This window comes from Paraburkholderia sp. RL17-368-BIF-A (genome assembly GCF_046054045.1).
In the GTDB taxonomy this organism is placed as follows: domain Bacteria; phylum Pseudomonadota; class Gammaproteobacteria; order Burkholderiales; family Burkholderiaceae; genus Paraburkholderia; species Paraburkholderia graminis.
The window spans coordinates 382,728-398,198 of the sequence record NZ_JARESN010000002.1 but is presented as its reverse complement, the minus strand read 5'-3'; the positions used below and the strand labels follow the sequence as shown (position 1 = coordinate 398,198).

Below are 15,471 nucleotides of genomic sequence, written 5' to 3'. Positions count from 1 at the left end.
ACATGATAGTCCTGATGGCGAATGTGCTGAAGGGCTCGTCGCTCATCGGTGCAACGCAGCGCGGGGCTGCACGCGCGGAAGCCTTTCAACGAAGCTGCACGTGGCAAACAATCGCGCGACAATCGATGTCAGGTGCCTACGTCGCGTAAGACACGCAGGTCGCGTTTCGGGGAGGCGGCATATGAATGAGCGTGTTGCCATTCAGATCATCGCCGTGGTGATCGCGCTGGCGCTGTATTTCCTGCCGGCGATTCTGGCCGACCGCCGCAAGCGCGTCGACGTGCTGACGCTCGCGCTGTTCAACGCGTGCATGGGCTGGACGGTGCTTGGCTGGCTGCTCGCGCTCTACTGGGCGTTGCAGCCGAACCCGCCGAAGGATCTCGCGGGCGAGGTGGTGGAAAAACGGAAGCTGGTGCGGATGCGCGCGTTTTCGTCCGCGCTACTGCTACGCGTGCAAAGGCGTGACACGGCGCGCGATCATCCCGACAGATAACAAGCGCGCAGCCGTGTGTTCACAGACGACGGCCTTACGCCGCGCGGCCGATCCGGTTCCACTGCACGGAGCCGGCCGGAATGCAGCGCGGCTCGGCGCGCACGCTGGAAGGCGAAAACATTTCGCGGCGCAGTTCGCCGTGGTCGTCGAACCATTCGCAGATCAGCCACTCGCCAGGATTGAGCGCCACCGGTCCCGCATACGTGACAGTCATGCGCGGGCCTCCGTCTTTCAACGTGACGACGTCGCCGGCGGTGAAGCAGGCGGGCGGCGCGGCAAGTGCGTCAATGGTAGCGGTTAGCATTTTCAATCCTCTACGGAACCGTTGGCAGTATTTGAATGATTGCGCCAGGCATCGGTCCGACTTGTTCAGGACCGACTGAAGAACACCTCTAAAGCGCGTTCAGATTAACAATCGAAATTAAAGACGGCAAGCGCTTTTTATTGAAAGCGATTTCATAGCGGCGATAAAGACATTATGACGCACTGCAATTGCGGGTTAAACCGGAGGCGCTCCCCGCAAGGCCCGCGGACAGCCGTGTGCGGGAGCGCACAGACCGCAAGAATTACTGCCACGGGCCGTGGTGCGGGTAGAAACTGCATGGCCAAAAATGCTTCATAAGTGAAACAGATTTCGGCGCGGATAACGACGCGATGCTATTTGCCAGCGATTCTCAATTACCTATGAATGACTCGCTCATCGGTAAATGCGCTGCAATTAAAAATGAAAACCGTGTGAAACAGCTTAATAATTTTCGCGATGTTATAGCGATGAAAACGATTACCTGGCGCGTCGTTTTCAAAGCGTGCGCGCCGAGCGCCGCAACACGAGCTGCTGATGGCGCACGAGCAGCACGCTCAAGCCGATGCAAAGAAACATCAGCACCGCGTTAATGGCCAGGCTCAACTGGAACGCGTGGGCGTACGCGGCCGGCGTCGAACCTGCGCCGCTCCCGCCGAGTGCGCCGAAGAATGCGCCGCTGATCGCTGCGGTGCCGAACGCCGAGCCGATCTGCAAGGTCGATGAAACCACGCCCGACGCAAGCCCCGCTTTTTCCGGCGCGACTTCCAGCAGCACGATGCGCATGATCGACGGCAGCAGCAAACCATGACCGACGCCCGCGCACACGAGACCCGCGTAGAACGCGAGGTCCGGCGCGGCCGCTTCGCTTGCGGCCCAGCCGGTTATCGTGAAGCCTAGCGTCATCATCGAAAAGCCCAGCGTGAGCACATGCCCGCCGATGCGCTTCACGACCGCCGGCGAAGTCAGCGGCCCGATCACGAAGCCGATCGCGAACGGCATGATGGCGATACCGGACGCGAGCGGCGTCCAGTGAAGGCCGGTTTGCAGATAGATGCCGTAGGTCAGGAAAAACGCGCTGTTGCAATAGAACAGAAACGCGAGCACGAGGCCGAGCGCGAACGCGCGATTGCGGAACAATTGCAGATCGACGAGCGGATGCCCGCCGCCGCGCTCCACGCGCTTTTCGGTGGCGACGAAGAGCGCGAACGCCGGCACCGCGAGCGCGAACATCGCGAAGGTCCATGCTGGCCAGCCGGCTTCGCGGCCGTGCGTCATCGGATAGATCACGAGCAGCAACACCGCGGAAAGCAGCGCGACGCCCTTCATGTCGAGGCCGGTGCGCGTGGCCGGCTGGTTCTCGGGCACGAACTTCCAGGTGCCGAAAAACGCCGCGACACCGATCGGAATATTGATCAGGAAGATGATTCGCCAGTCGAGGCCGAATGGGTGATACGTAATCAGCGCGCCGCCGCCGAGCTGCCCGACGATCGACGAGAGGCCGAATACGAAGCCGTAAAAACTCATCACGCGCGTTTGCTGATGCAGCGGCACGACGGCGCGGATCGTGGCGAGCACTTGCGGCGCCATGATCGCCGCGGCCATGCCCTGGACGATGCGCGAGATCACCAGCATGTGGCCGCTCGTCGCGAAACCGCACAGCGCCGACGCGATCACGAAGGCGGCCATGCCCGTCATGAACATGCGGCGCCGGCCGAACAGATCGCCGAGCCGTCCGCCGGTAATCAGCAGGACCGCGTACACCGACGCGTAGGCGGATACGACGAGTTGCAGTTGCGCGTCGGTCGCGTTCAGGCCGGTGCGAATCGACGGCAGCGCGAGGTTGACGATGAAGTAGTCGAGCGGCGCGAGAAAAGCGCCGACGAACAGCACGGCCAGTGCAAGGCCCTGGCGCGCGAAGCGCGGCGCGGGCGGGTCGGCCGCAGGCGCGGTGTGCGCGCCGTGCGCGGCGCTCGCCGCAACCGAGCCGGGACACACGGCGACACGCGAGGCGCTGCAACCTGCTGCGCGTGACACGCCGGCCAACGCAGCGGACGAAGAGGACGAGATAGACGAAGACGGCGAAACAGGCTCAGATTTCATGACTGATCGTTCAATAAATCGGCAAAAAAATTTAGACGAGGGCTCGCATCGCGACATCGACGATACCGGTCAGCGCGTCTTCCTTATGGGCGACGCGGCCCAGCACGCGCAGACCCTGCATGACGCACAGCAGGAAATCGCCGACGGCTTTTTCGTCGAGCGTGGAATTGAATGCGCCGCTTGCCTGACCGCGGATCACCGATGCCGCCAGCAACGTAGCCATGCGGCGCTGAATGGCGGCGACGCGGCTGCGCAACTCGTCGTCGCCGGGCTGCATTTCGAGCGTGGTGTTGGTGATGAAGCAGCTCCGCTCGCCGGACAACCCGCACGCGACCCGCGCGTAATGCAGCAATGCATTGCGCAGCGCCTCTTCCGGCGGCACCGGCGCGTTCAGCCGCTCGGCGAGACGCGCCACCGAGCCCTCGGCGTAATGATCGAGCGCGGCGAGCATGATGCCGTGCTTGTCGCCGAATACGCCGTACAGACTGCCCCGCTGCAGACCGGTGGCTTTGCAAAGGTCGTCGATGGAGGTGGCGTGATAGCCGTGGTTCCAGAACACCTGGCTTGCGCTGGCGAGCACGGCGTGCGTGTCGAACTCGCGTGGCCGGCCGCGCGAGCCGATAGGCCCCGCCTTCTTCGGCGAGGAATGGGGTTGACCGGTTGGCTTCATGCAACCGATATTATGACTAACCGTTCAACAAATCAACCCGGAATCTCGTAGGCTGCGCGGCGCGTGCATTGTCACTTGTCCCTGCACAATAGACCGCAAAAATTGAGCAATAGACTCGGAAACGCCGCGGGACTGCCGCGCGTTAGGCCTCGAAAAATGGAAGCTGTTTTGAATCTTTGGTTGTCGGCTGCTTTCGCGCAGGGTCGACCATGGATACTCACCGTTGCAATAGTTCCAGACGTCTTTGCCTCGCCCGCAGAGCCGCACCGACGCTCGATCAGCGTCTTTGGCTCTTGCGACAATAAGGCGCAAATAAGGCGCAAAACGCAGAGATATCGGCAGGCATGCACAGGGCCAGCAGCTATTCTTCAGACGCTGTGACCAACGCATTTGCGCTCGGCTCTGCGGGTCATCTGCAGCCCTTCCGCTCGTACGCGGAGAAGGGGGGTGTATGTCACATCCAAAACTTGCTCGGCCTGCGCGACGCACACTGCGGCGTCAACATTCAAACGCAGCCTTCCTGCTGGCCATCGGCATTTCGCTGAGTGGGCTGTCCCTGACACCTGTGGCGCTCGCGGCGGGCGGCCTTCCACAAGGCGGCACATATGTGGCCGGCACCGGCGCGATCGCAAGCCAGGGCAACGGCCTCCTGATCACGCAGCCAGGTTCAACGCGCGGGGTGATCGACTGGAACAGCTTTTCGATCGGCAAAACCAACAGCGTCACGTTCGATAACGGCTCCGGCGCGACGCTGAACCGGGTGACGGGTGGTTCACCCTCTGCCATCCTCGGCAGGCTCGGTGCGACGGGCAGCGTCTATTTGATCAATCCGCAGGGAATCGTCGTCGGACCATCGGGCGTTATTACGACCGGCGGACGTTTCGTTGCGTCGACGCTGGACATCTGCAACGACGCCTTCATGCAGGGCAGAGGATCGCTCACGCTGTCGGGCACCTCGAACGCATCCGTGATCAATCTCGGCAAGATCAGTTCGAGCGGCGGCGACATATTCCTGATTGCGCGACACGACGTCGTCAACGCCGGCACGGTCGCAGCGCTCAACGGCACGGCGGAGCTGGCCACGGGCGAGCAGGTGCTGCTGCAGGATTCGGCCGGCAGCAAGCAGGTGTTCGTGCAGACAGGCAGTCAGGGCACGGTCTCCAACAAGGGGCGGATAACCGCCGCTCAGATCAGTCTGCAGGCCGCCGACGGCAATGTGTATGCGTTGGCGGGAAGAGGCACGCGTATCCGCGCGACGGGCACTGCGAGCCGCGACGGCCATGTGTGGCTCGTTGCCGACAGCGGCCGTGTCGGGCAGTTCGGCAAGATCGCCGCAAGCAACGCCGACGGCAGCGGCGGAACGGTCGACACGCAAGCGGCGCAACTGGAATTGGGCGGGCACGCGGTGGTGCATGCAGGCCAGTGGAATCTCTCGACGCCTGCTTTCACAATCGACGGCGCCGCTGCACATGCGTTGCAGCGCAGCCTGAACTCGGGCACCTCTGTCGATATCACCGCGACGGGTGCCAACGGCGCGACGGGCGACCTGGGTGTCGCATCGAGCGTGCGCTGGCACGGTCCCGCTTCTCTCGCGCTTGCCGCCTACCACGACGTCTCCATAGCGACGAGTACGACCCTCGCGAACGACGGCGCAGGCAATCTGACCTTGCGCGCCGACGCACCGGGCATCGACAACGGCGGCAGCGTCATCAACAACGGCACGATCGACTGGTCGAAGAGTACGGGCATCGTCCGCGCGCTCTACGACATGAACGGCAGCTATACCGCCGGGATAAACCTCGCAAACGCCGCATGGACAGCGGCTCCGTATAGCGGTCTCGTCACGCAGGTGACCGGCTATAAGCTGGTCAATTCGTTGACCGACCTGCAGGGCATCTCGCTCGACCTCGCGGGCAACTATGCGCTGGGCAAGGATCTCGACGCCAGTGCGACCGATACCTCATTCGCTTTCTCTTCGCTCGGCAATGCCACCACTCCCTTCTCCGGACAATTCGACGGCATGGGCCACGTTATAGACAGGTTTTCACAGCGCGAACAAGGTTCGCCGGTGCCGGGGCTGGGACTGTTCGGTGTGATCGGGCCGACGGGAGTCGTGCGCAATGTGGGGATGACGAATGCGAAGCTCAGCACATATGTCTATTTTCCCGCGGGAATCGCGTTCGGCATTCTGGCCGGCCTGAACCAGGGCACGATCACGTACGCCTATACGAGTGGGACGCGCGGCACCGCATCGTTCGAAGGTGCGACGAGCGGCGGACTGGTGGGACGCAACGACGGCCTGATCGAGCGCTCGTGGAGCAGCGCGTTCGTCGGGTCGGCCGGTTTGCTCGGCGGACTGGTCGGCCTCAATGAAGGGACAATTCTGCAATCCTATGCAACCGGCGTTGCGAGTGCGGGCAATCACGGCGTGGCCGGAGCGCTGGCAGGCTTCAACGGCGGTAGCATCTCACAATCGTATGCAACGGGCACCTCGTATGGCAGTCTGAGCACCGGCGGCCTCGTCTATGAGAACGCCGGCACAATCGAGCAGTCGTTTGCGGCCGGGCTGGTGCAAGGTTATTGCTGCGCGCCGCCGGATACGCCCACCAGCTTCGGCGGCATCGCGGCGTACAACCACCCGGACCCCAACGCGGGGATCTCCGCCAACGTCTACTGGGACAAACAGACGACGACCCGCAGCGTCAGCGCCGGAACCGGCCCGCAACTGCCGGCATCCAACGGCCTCACCACCGCGCAGATGAGCGATCCGGCAAGCTTCGTCGGCTGGGACTTCGGACCGACCGGCGCGTGGGTCATGCCGGCCGGCGCGAGTCACCCTGTCCTGCGCTGGCAACCGAGCCATTAACAGGGCTATTGGCCGACCTATTCACTTTCGCACCGAGCCGCCCTTCTTCCGTCCTGGCGGGATGTGGCTGGTTGCGGCCAGTGGCGCGTTTGCTGTTGATGCAATTGCGCTGCCACTGGCGGCAGTACTGCTCAACGGTGTCTCGTAGTACAGCTTCCAGCGCGGCGCAATCAGGCGGTAACCGCTAGAATCTGCGGTTTTAGACAGGAATACGCCAATGTCTTTTGCGTCGCTTGGCCTGATCGATCCCTTGCTGCGTAACATGCGGGACCTCAATTACCAGACACCTACGCCGGTGCAGGCCAAGGCGATTCCTGCTGTGCTCAGTGGCAAGGACGTCATGGCTGCGGCACAAACCGGTACTGGAAAAACGGCGGGTTTTGCGCTGCCGCTGTTGCAACGGCTGGTGCAACAGGGCCCGGCGGTGTCGAGCAACCGCGCGCGTGTTCTGGTGCTGGTGCCCACCCGTGAACTGGCTGAACAAGTGCTGCAAAGCTTCATCGATTACGGTAAAGGCCTCGATTTACGATTTCTGGCCGCCTACGGCGGTGTGAGTATCAACCCGCAGATGATGAAGTTGCGCAAAGGCGTGGACGTGCTCGTTGCCACGCCGGGCCGTTTGCTCGATCTCAATCGCCAGAACGCAGTGCAGTTCGATCAGGTACAAACGCTGGTACTGGATGAAGCCGACCGCATGCTGGATCTGGGCTTTGCGCGCGAGCTCAACGCTGTGTTCGCCGCGTTGCCCGCAGAGCGCCAGACGTTGCTGTTCTCGGCCACGTTTACGGATGATATCCGCGCCCTGGCGGCGGGCATTCTGCATGGCCCCGTCGACATCAGCGTCAGCCCGCCCAATGCCACGGCCAGCAAAATCAGGCAGTGGGTGGTGCCGGTGGATAAAAGGAACAAGCCTGATCTATTCATGCACCTTGTGGCTCAGAACAACTGGGAGCACGCGCTGGTGTTCGTCAAGACCCGCAATGGCGTGGATTACCTGGCGGCCATGCTGGATGAAGCGGGCTATGCGGTCGACACCATCCACGGCGACAAACCGCAACCCGCGCGCATGCGTGCGCTCGAGCGCTTCAAGACGGGCGAAGTCAATATGCTGGTCGCCACCGATGTGGCTGCGCGCGGGCTGGATATCGACGACCTGCCGCTGGTGATCAACGTTGATCTGCCGATCGTGGCGCAAGACTATGTGCACCGCATTGGCCGTACCGGCCGCGCTGGCGCCAGCGGCGTAGCGGTGTCCCTTGTGTGTGCCGACGAAGCGCCGCAACTGGCCGCGATTGAAGCGCTGATCCGGCAAACGCTGCGCCGTGAAGAGGAGCCGGGTTTTGAAGCCGAACACCGCGTGCCGCAAACCAGCGCGATGGGCGAGACCATCAAGAAACCCAAAAAGCCCAAGAAGCCCAAAGCGCCACAGGCTGCGCCGGGCGCCAGCCAACTGACCAGCAAAAAGCCGCGCCCGCAAATTGGCGAAAACAAACGCAAGCCTGCGGCGCAGCGCGCAGTGGCCGCGGATAAAGCCACAAGGTTGTCCAGCGGTAGTCCATTCAGCGTCCAAAAGCCGCGCAGCAAAGCCGCTGCGAATTCAGCCAAGCCGGCTGGCAAACTCGCTGGTGGCCGCGGCAAACGCCAACCCTGACCCGCGGGGATGAGTAACCGCAGCCTTGGAACAGCGTGGCGGCTTGCAGGCAAACCGTCCTGGAGCTAAATCCGCTCCGCAAGCGCACCGGCCAGAAAATCCGTCGCACTGCGCACGCGGGTCGGCACAAACCGTCGCTTGGGCCAGATCAAGCTGACCTCCCTTGGCTGCTGCACGAAATCATCCAGTACGGTGACGATGTCCGATTGCTGGAACTCGCCGACCAGCGAAGCGCGGTGGAACATGCCGATGCCGACGCCGGCCAGCACGCCCGCAAGAATCGTCTCCACGCTATTGGACGACAGATTGCCCCGCACCGGCAAATTGAACGGCCCCTGCGGCCCGACGAACGGCCAGTCCGTCATCTCGCCATAGACCAGACAGTTGTGATCCGCGAGATCGGCAGGAGTCCGGGGTACACCGTGCCGCTCGAAATAACGGCGCGATCCGGCGCACACGAGTGAGGTGGCAGCCACACGACGCACCACCGAATCGGGCTCTTCAACGGGACTCACGCGAATCGCAAGATCGATCCTGTCTTCCACCATATCCCGCACGGCGTCCGACAGCACCATATCGATGCGCAAGCCAGGATGTCGCGCCAGCAATCCGGGAATCAGTGGAAGCACGTGCAGGCGACCGAACGTCGAGGGCGCCGCGATCCTGATGAGGCCCGAAACCTCGAGCGTGGTGCTGGTCAGCTCGCTATCCGCCACCTGGATTTCGTCCACCAGTGGACGCATGCGGTCGTAGTACAGCCGGCCCTGATCGGTCAGCGTCACCTTGCGCGTACTGCGACGGAGCAGCGCCACGCCGAGGCGCTTTTCCAGCGCGTTCACGGCCTTACTGATGGCGGACTGCGACTCGCCAATCCTTCGCGCGGCTGCGGAAAAGCCGCTTGCCTCCACGACGGCAAAAAATGCGTTCAATTCGTCAAACCGATCCATCCCGCGACTCCGGCTACGTCCATTCGACAACTAATTCCAGTGTGGAATAGATCCTATGATAGTTCGCGTGATTATCATTCGATTCGGCGCAAATTACTATTCTCCGCAAGCTGACTCAAAGCAGGAGAACAAAGATGACCTGGGCTCGCTCCGCGTAGGCGGCTCGCTCGTACAGGCGAGAGGCCACAACTGGGCGCCGCTCATCTTCCAGCATCTCATCAAACCCGAGTGAGTCCCGCGCCGGGCCTCCGTCGGCAGCATCAAAATCCATCGCTCACCCGTTAGAGAACCACCATGTACGAAACAATCAAGTGGCCCGAGGAGATGAAACCGAGCCGCTCTCCGATCCATTTCACCAACGAGCTCGAGGTCTCGGCATCGGTCGAAACAATCTGGTCCCTGCTCACCGATTTCAACTCCTGGCCAGCTTTCTATCCCGGTGTTCAGCACGTGCAGCCGCTTGACGGAGGCGATCACTTTGGCCTTGGTACGAGCTTCGAGACGAACCTCGCCGGCCAGGACGTCTTCGCATCCGTGCAGGAGTTCGAGCCGATGACCCGCATCGCGTGGGGCGGCTATCCAAAGGTCTCCACAGCGTCCAGGGCCTACCACGCCTGGATCATCACGCCTACCGCAAGCGGGTGTCATCTGTGGACAGAGGAGACGATGCAGGGACCGCACTGGCTGGAACTCGCGAAGCAGGCACCCGACGTGTTCTGGCTCACCCACGAGAAGCTGCTCAGGAACCTCGCCCAGATCGCCACTGCGCGTGAGCATTCCCGCGGCTAACCCAACCGAAAAAGAGGGATTCGATACATGATCGACAAAGTCAACTGGCCGGAACGCTATGACCCGCGTACCTCGGCAATTTACGCGCTCAACGACATCGACGTGAAAGCGCCACCGGAAGTGGTCTGGAAACTGCTCGTCGACGCCGAGCGCTGGTCGCGATACTTTCCGGCCGAAGATCAGGTCCGGATATTGTCCGGCGAGTCGGAACTCGCGCTCGGCACACGCTACAGCCGCGTGACGGTCGGCTATCCGATGTCACTGGTCGTCACTGAATGCGTGCCGAATCGCCGGCTCGCGTGGGCCACAACGGTCGATGGCGATGAAACGGGTTCGAGCGCCTATCACGGCTGGGTGATCACGCCAACGAAAGAAGGTTGTCACCTGCTGACCGAAGAGACACAGCAAGGCCAGTTCTTTGTGGAACTGATCGGTAGCAGACATCCTGGCGCGCTCTATCGCTATCACCAGGATTGGGTCGAATGCCTCGCCCGGGCCGCCGAAGCAGAACTAGAAGCAGAACGGAGATAAGCGCTATGAAGATCGAACTCAATGGCCGCAAGGCAATCGTTACGGGCTCCACTGCCGGCATCGGACGGGCAATTGCCGAAGGGCTCGCGCGCGCCGGCGCTGTGGTCGTACTTAATGGCCGAACCCAGGAGCGGGTCGATGCTGCGCTGCGCGAGATGCGCGCCATTCTGCCGAATGCGGAATTGACCGGCGTGGCCGCCGACGTTGCGACAGCCGAAGGCTGCGCGGCCCTGTTTGCACACGCGCCGGAGGCCGACATTCTTGTCAACAACGCAGGCACAGCGCGGCTAAACGACTTTTTCGCACAGGACGACAGCGAATGGCTCGACCTCTTCCAGCTCAACGTGATGAGCGGCGTTCGCACCGCCCGCTATTACGTGCCCAAAATGGCGAAACAGGGCTGGGGGCGCGTCGTGTTCGTCAGTAGCGAGTCAGGGCTGAACATTCCGAAAGAAATGATCGACTACGGCGTGACCAAGACCGCGATGCTCGCGGTGTCGAGGGGGCTAGCCGAACTGGTTGCCGGCACGGGCGTGACCGTCAATGCCGTGCTGCCCGGCCCGACCAACTCTGAAATCCTGTCGAACTGGATGAAGGCGACCGCGCGAGAGCAAGGGATCACGCAAGAGCAGGCTGAACAACAGTTCCTGAAGAAGTCGCGGCCCACATCGCTGATCAATCGTTTCGCCACTACGGACGAAGTTGCGAACATGGTTGTGTATGCATGCTCTGAGCAGGCGTCCGCAACGACGGGTGCAGCGTTGCGTGTCGATGGGGGCGTGGTTCGTTCAATTGCGTGATTGCATGGGCAGATATTCACTATCCATGAGCCGCATGCCACGACTCACGCGAAACCTGCACAACAAAGTCCCTATTGAGGTTCTCGATCCTCGGACATCCCAGCAATGCGAGGTCTACGTCGATCTCTCTTCTTAGCAACTGCAACGCATGCCGAACGCCCGCATGACCGCCGACGGCCAGGCCGTACATCGCTGGTCTGCCCACGAGGACCATACGCGCCCCCAGCGACAGCGCCTTTATAACGTCTGTGCCGCGGCGAACGCCACTGTCGAGGATAACCGGCATGTCGCCGGCAACGGCAGTAATGGCCGGAAGCGCATCGAGCGTTGCAAGCGCGCCGTCGAGCTGCCGCCCGCCGTGATTAGAGACAATAATGCCGTCCGCGCCTGCCTGGTTGGCCCGGAGGGCATCGTCGGGATGAAGGATTCCCTTCACCACCAGTGTCCCTTTCCACTGACTTCGAATCCAGTGGATGTCGTTCCAGCAGAGCGCTGCACGGCCACTGCGGTGGTCGCCGGTCGCGCCGGTGATGATCGGTCCGCCCCGGTTGGCCGTGAAGTTTTCGAAATGCGGAACACCTTGCGTAAGCAGCGTGCGTCCAAACGTCGACAGAAGCCATCTGGGCCTTGCCAGACCACCATAGACCAGGCGGCGGCTTAGCCGCAGCGGTACGCTGAAACCGTTGCGCAGTTCGTTTTCCCGTTGCGCGGCCAATGGCACGTCAACAGTAATCACAAGAACACCGAACCCGGCCCTTTCGATACGCGCGAGCAATGGCGTGATCGTCGATCGGTCGGCACTCAAATACCCCTGATACCAACTGCCGGGTGCTGCCATTGCCACCTTTTCGAGGGGAACGGTCGACGCTGCGCTCAGAACGAAGGGCACTTTCGCGTCGCGAGCGGCCGCCGCGAGTTGCAGGTCACCCTCATAGGCACAGAGCCCGGCGAGCCCCATCGGCGCTATTCCCACCGGCGACGTGTAACGTTGCCCAAAAATCTCCACTTCCTGCGAGCGCTCGGCGACGCCAGTGAGCATTCTCGGTACGAGTACCCAACGATCGAAAGCCGTGCGGTTTCCCACTACGGCGCGGTGGTCTTCCGCGCCACCGCTTACATAGCCGAAGATGCTGGCCGGCAGCCGCCGGGACGCGCTTCGCTCCAGGTCCGCGATCGACAGGTGATTGCTGAGACGCATCAGACCCCCGGACCGATAATCATATTTGGCGTGAGCAGGTTGGGATCGGTGCGCAGGACGAGAACTGCCGGGCGGCCTGCCTCGCGTGCGCGTTGGAATGCGTCTGGAAAGTCCACCGTGCGCTCAACGCTTTCCGCGTAAGCACCATAAGCGCGGGCAAGTCCGACAAAATCGGGACTCTGCAATGTCGTGCCAATGACCCGTCCAGGATAGTGACGATGTTGATGCATTCGAATGCTGCCGTACATGCCGTTATCGACAACGATCACAATGACTCGCGCATCGTACTGCACGGCAGTTGCCAACTCCTGACCGGTCATGAGGAAGCATCCATCTCCGGCGAAACAGACCGCGGGTCGATCAGGTTTCTGAAGCGCCGCGGCGATGGCGGCGGGCAATCCATATCCCATCGCGCCACTCGTTGGAGCAAGCTGAGTGCGCCAACCGCGATAACGGAAGAATCGTTGAACCCAAAGAGTATAGTTGCCCGCGCCGTTGCTTACGATCGCATCCTCGGGCAACGCTTCGTCGATGTGAGCCATGACAGCGCCCAGATCGATTGAACCGCTATTAGGGGGAGGCGCGCGTCGAGCCTCATAGTCGGCGTGCGCGGCCTGCGTCCAATCGGTCCACACGGGCTTGTTCGGCGATTCAAGCCTGGCGACGGCGCGCGCGAATTCCGCCATACCCGAATTGATGGGGAGATCCGCCCGGTACACACGTCCCAGTTCGTTCGCGTCGCGATGCACATGCACGAGCTTCACTGCGGGCGTTGGGATAGAAAAAAGCTCGTAGCCGAGTGTGCTCGTCTCGCCGAGGCGAGGTCCAATCGCAAGCAGCAAATCTGCTTCCCGTAAGCGCGCGGCAAGCGCCGGATCCATTCCCAGACCCGCTTCGCCGGCGTAATGTCGATCGCGGTTGTCATACAGGTCTTGTCGCCGGAATGTGCAGACAACCGGCAAATCGAACCTGGTCACGAACTGGCGCAGATCGTCGCAGGCCTCGCGGCTCCAGGCCCCGCCGCCGAGAAGAACGATCGGCTTGCATGCCTCGGACAGCAGCTTCTCAACGCGGGCCAACTGTTCGCTCGCCGGTTGCATCGTGATCGTCTGATAAGGGAGTGGCGGCACGACCTTTTCTACTGGTGCCGTCTCAACGAGCATGTCTTCGGGCAAGGCGATCACCACAGGCCCTAGACGGCCCGACGTTGCGACGTGGAAGGCGCGGCTGATCAACTCGGGGACCCGGGCTGCCGAATCGATTTGAGTGACCCACTTGGCCACCTGACCAAACATCTGCCGGTAGTCGATCTCCTGCCACGCTTCCCTCTCGAGCGTATCGCGTGCGACTTGCCCAACAAAAACGATCATGGGCGTGGAATCTTGCCGCGCGGTGTGTATTCCGATTGATGCGTTTGTCGCTCCTGGCCCTCGCGTCACGAAACAGACGCCTGGTCGATTGGTCAGCTTGCCATGCGCCTCCGCCATGTTCGCGGCTCCACTCTCGTGCCTGCAAACCACGAGCTTGATGTCATCTACGACATCGTACAGAGCGTCCAGCACCGCCAAAAAGCTCTCGCCTGGAACGGTGAAGATCGTGTTGACCGACTGCGCACGCAATGCATCGACCAGGATGCGTGCGCCGGTAATGTCCCGGTTTTCGTTTGCCATACGTGTCTTTTGAAAAACAGTCAGAGTTTCGTCAGTCGCCCGTCCAGCACCAAAGCTTCGCATCGCTAATCGTCACGCTCCAGGCATGCCGGCTTCGCTTCTTCGGCTCGCCTCCAGATTGCCTCGTGTTTCCGGGACGATGAATGCCCCGACGAGGAAGAGCGCCGAAACACCGAGAAGAAACCACGACAGCGTCGCGGGCAACTGCTGCTCGCTTGCTGAGAGAAGCGAGACGAACGTCGGCATCATGCCGCCAAGCGCAAATCCGATATTCCACGAAAGCCCGGTGCCGCTCGCCCGAATCGCTGTGGGGAAGCGCTCATTCAGAAAGATCAGCAGCGGCGCGTAACTTGCCCCGCCAAGAACTGCGAGGAGCAGCGTGTAGCCCGCCAATAGAGGCACGCTGTCTGTCTTCGTCATCAATATGTACAGGATGGGAAGCAGTGCAAGGCGCAGAACGCCCGCTCCGATGAATACTTTTTTGCGGCCGAAAAAGTCACTCGCCGCACCGATTGCTATCGCTGCTGCTATTGAAAGCAAACCGGTCGCCATGAGAATGGTTGAAGTCGTACCGTTCGGCAGGTGCTTGACGACCTTCAGGAAGGTCGGCAAATAGCCAGAGCAGAGGTAATAACCCGCACCGCTAGACGTTGTCATGATGACGTTGACGATCATGACCCGGCGATATTCGGAGGAAAAGAGTGTTCGCAGCGGCGAAGATTGCTTCGACACGGCGGCCTTGCGTGCAGCCTTTCGCGCATGCTGCTCTTTCCAGAACGGAGACTCCTCGAGTCTCAGGAACAACAGCGCGCCGAGGAGCGAGGTTATCAATCCGGCAAAGAACATGACGCGCCATCCCCACACTTCGAATTGCGGACCCGGAAACAGCGCCGACGCGATGAAAAAGACAATAGAGGCAAGCAGTCCGCCGATGCCGGCCCCACCCCCGCCGATCAGGCCCGAAACCGCGCCTCGCCAGTGAGGCGGCACGGATTCCGTCCCCAACGTGTGCGAGGAAGCAACGACACCGCCCACAAACACGCCCTGCACCAGGCGAAGAAGCACAAACAGGATGGGCGCTATGACACCAGCCTGTGCAATCGTCGGCAGCGTCCCAAACACGGCCGTGCTTATGCCCACGCCGAACACGGCAATCTGCATTGCACGCTTGCGCCCATTCCGGTCCGCGTACGATCCAAAGAGAGCGGAGCCGATGGGCCGCATCAGCAGCGTCACGGCGAACGACGCATACACGCCTGCGAGAGACAGCGTTGGATGATCCGATGGAAAGAACAGTTTGCCGACGACAGGCGCGACATACAGCAGAATGAACAGGTCAAACAGGTCGAGCGCCCATCCAAAACAGGATGCGGCGGCGGCTATAACAATGCTTCTATTGCTTTGCGTCGCCGTATTCCGCGCGCCAGCTAATGTCGTTTCCATCAATTGTCT

The 15,471-nt window shown here is 61.6% G+C and carries 13 protein-coding genes; 6 read left to right on the top strand and 7 right to left on the bottom strand.

From position 1 onward, the window contains the following. The first annotated feature begins 181 nt into the window (after window positions 1-181). Window positions 182-493: a superinfection immunity protein gene (locus P0D87_RS04875; RefSeq protein WP_006046942.1), complete on the top strand. Its 312-nt coding sequence runs from the start codon at window positions 182-184 to the stop codon at window positions 491-493. Between the two features lie 34 nt (window positions 494-527). Here P0D87_RS04875 and P0D87_RS04870 read toward each other — a convergent pair whose 3' ends face one another. From P0D87_RS04870 to P0D87_RS04860, 3 genes are all read right to left on the bottom strand, one after another. Next, on the bottom strand, window positions 528-797 hold the full coding sequence (locus P0D87_RS04870) for a YodC family protein (RefSeq protein ID WP_006046941.1): 270 nt from the start codon (window positions 795-797) through the stop codon (window positions 528-530). 495 nt (window positions 798-1,292) lie between these two features. Further along, complete coding sequence (locus P0D87_RS04865) at window positions 1,293-2,897, bottom strand: MFS transporter (RefSeq protein ID WP_053859186.1); 1,605 nt, start codon at window positions 2,895-2,897, stop codon at window positions 1,293-1,295. A 31-nt stretch (window positions 2,898-2,928) separates the two neighbouring features. Further along, a complete protein-coding gene (locus tag P0D87_RS04860) occupies window positions 2,929-3,567 on the bottom strand; it encodes a TetR/AcrR family transcriptional regulator (protein WP_006046939.1) in 639 nt (212 codons plus the stop codon). Between the two features lie 451 nt (window positions 3,568-4,018). On the opposite strand from P0D87_RS04860, the gene P0D87_RS04855 reads away from it, so the two are divergent. Further along, the gene (locus tag P0D87_RS04855; RefSeq protein ID WP_053859187.1) at window positions 4,019-6,433 is read left to right on the top strand and encodes a two-partner secretion domain-containing protein; all 2,415 of its coding nucleotides are present in this window, start codon (window positions 4,019-4,021) and stop codon (window positions 6,431-6,433) included. A 217-nt stretch (window positions 6,434-6,650) separates the two neighbouring features. Continuing rightward, on the top strand, window positions 6,651-8,084 hold the full coding sequence (locus P0D87_RS04850) for a DEAD/DEAH box helicase (protein ID WP_053859188.1): 1,434 nt from the start codon (window positions 6,651-6,653) through the stop codon (window positions 8,082-8,084). Between the two features lie 65 nt (window positions 8,085-8,149). On the opposite strand, the gene P0D87_RS04845 is transcribed toward P0D87_RS04850, so the two are convergent. Next, the gene (locus P0D87_RS04845; RefSeq protein WP_053859189.1) at window positions 8,150-9,031 is read right to left on the bottom strand and encodes a LysR family transcriptional regulator; all 882 of its coding nucleotides are present in this window, start codon (window positions 9,029-9,031) and stop codon (window positions 8,150-8,152) included. A 294-nt stretch (window positions 9,032-9,325) separates the two neighbouring features. Here P0D87_RS04845 and P0D87_RS04840 point away from each other — a divergent pair, with 294 nt between their 5' ends. Genes P0D87_RS04840 through P0D87_RS04830 form a run of 3 tightly spaced genes read left to right on the top strand, consistent with a single transcriptional unit; the run spans window position 9,326 to window position 11,151 of the window. Further along, complete coding sequence (locus P0D87_RS04840; protein WP_053859190.1) at window positions 9,326-9,820, top strand: SRPBCC domain-containing protein; 495 nt, start codon at window positions 9,326-9,328, stop codon at window positions 9,818-9,820. Window positions 9,821-9,847: 27 nt separating this feature from the next. Further along, on the top strand, window positions 9,848-10,351 hold the full coding sequence (locus tag P0D87_RS04835; protein ID WP_053859191.1) for an SRPBCC domain-containing protein: 504 nt from the start codon (window positions 9,848-9,850) through the stop codon (window positions 10,349-10,351). Window positions 10,352-10,356: 5 nt separating this feature from the next. Beyond that, window positions 10,357-11,151: an SDR family NAD(P)-dependent oxidoreductase gene (locus tag P0D87_RS04830; RefSeq protein WP_053859192.1), complete on the top strand. Its 795-nt coding sequence runs from the start codon at window positions 10,357-10,359 to the stop codon at window positions 11,149-11,151. 19 nt (window positions 11,152-11,170) lie between these two features. Here the strand turns inward: P0D87_RS04830 and P0D87_RS04825 are convergent, their stop codons facing one another. The 3 genes from P0D87_RS04825 to P0D87_RS04815 form a co-directional block, all read right to left on the bottom strand. Further along, entirely contained in the window at window positions 11,171-12,349 is a 1,179-nt protein-coding gene (locus P0D87_RS04825; protein ID WP_053859193.1) for an alpha-hydroxy acid oxidase, read from the bottom strand. Continuing rightward, window positions 12,349-14,019 (bottom strand): thiamine pyrophosphate-binding protein, encoded by a 1,671-nt coding sequence (locus P0D87_RS04820; protein WP_053859194.1) that lies wholly within the window; start codon window positions 14,017-14,019, stop codon window positions 12,349-12,351. Before P0D87_RS04820 ends, P0D87_RS04825 begins: the two co-directional genes overlap by 1 nt. A gap of 72 nt (window positions 14,020-14,091) precedes the next feature. Continuing rightward, the gene (locus tag P0D87_RS04815) at window positions 14,092-15,462 is read right to left on the bottom strand and encodes an MFS transporter (protein ID WP_006046927.1); all 1,371 of its coding nucleotides are present in this window, start codon (window positions 15,460-15,462) and stop codon (window positions 14,092-14,094) included. Window positions 15,463-15,471 lie beyond the last annotated feature (9 nt).

What these genes read in the sequence shown, in the direction of transcription:
- P0D87_RS04875 (WP_006046942.1), top strand. Translation starts at nt 182, where the DNA reads ATGAATGAGCGTGTTGCCATTCAGATCATCGCCGTGGTGATCGCGCTG.
- P0D87_RS04870 (WP_006046941.1), bottom strand. Translation starts at nt 797, where the DNA reads ATGCTAACCGCTACCATTGACGCACTTGCCGCGCCGCCCGCCTGCTTC.
- P0D87_RS04865 (WP_053859186.1), bottom strand. Translation starts at nt 2,897, where the DNA reads ATGAAATCTGAGCCTGTTTCGCCGTCTTCGTCTATCTCGTCCTCTTCG.
- P0D87_RS04860 (WP_006046939.1), bottom strand. Translation starts at nt 3,567, where the DNA reads ATGAAGCCAACCGGTCAACCCCATTCCTCGCCGAAGAAGGCGGGGCCT.
- P0D87_RS04855 (WP_053859187.1), top strand. Translation starts at nt 4,019, where the DNA reads ATGTCACATCCAAAACTTGCTCGGCCTGCGCGACGCACACTGCGGCGT.
- P0D87_RS04850 (WP_053859188.1), top strand. Translation starts at nt 6,651, where the DNA reads ATGTCTTTTGCGTCGCTTGGCCTGATCGATCCCTTGCTGCGTAACATG.
- P0D87_RS04845 (WP_053859189.1), bottom strand. Translation starts at nt 9,031, where the DNA reads ATGGATCGGTTTGACGAATTGAACGCATTTTTTGCCGTCGTGGAGGCA.
- P0D87_RS04840 (WP_053859190.1), top strand. Translation starts at nt 9,326, where the DNA reads ATGTACGAAACAATCAAGTGGCCCGAGGAGATGAAACCGAGCCGCTCT.
- P0D87_RS04835 (WP_053859191.1), top strand. Translation starts at nt 9,848, where the DNA reads ATGATCGACAAAGTCAACTGGCCGGAACGCTATGACCCGCGTACCTCG.
- P0D87_RS04830 (WP_053859192.1), top strand. Translation starts at nt 10,357, where the DNA reads ATGAAGATCGAACTCAATGGCCGCAAGGCAATCGTTACGGGCTCCACT.
- P0D87_RS04825 (WP_053859193.1), bottom strand. Translation starts at nt 12,349, where the DNA reads ATGCGTCTCAGCAATCACCTGTCGATCGCGGACCTGGAGCGAAGCGCG.
- P0D87_RS04820 (WP_053859194.1), bottom strand. Translation starts at nt 14,019, where the DNA reads ATGGCAAACGAAAACCGGGACATTACCGGCGCACGCATCCTGGTCGAT.
- P0D87_RS04815 (WP_006046927.1), bottom strand. Translation starts at nt 15,462, where the DNA reads ATGGAAACGACATTAGCTGGCGCGCGGAATACGGCGACGCAAAGCAAT.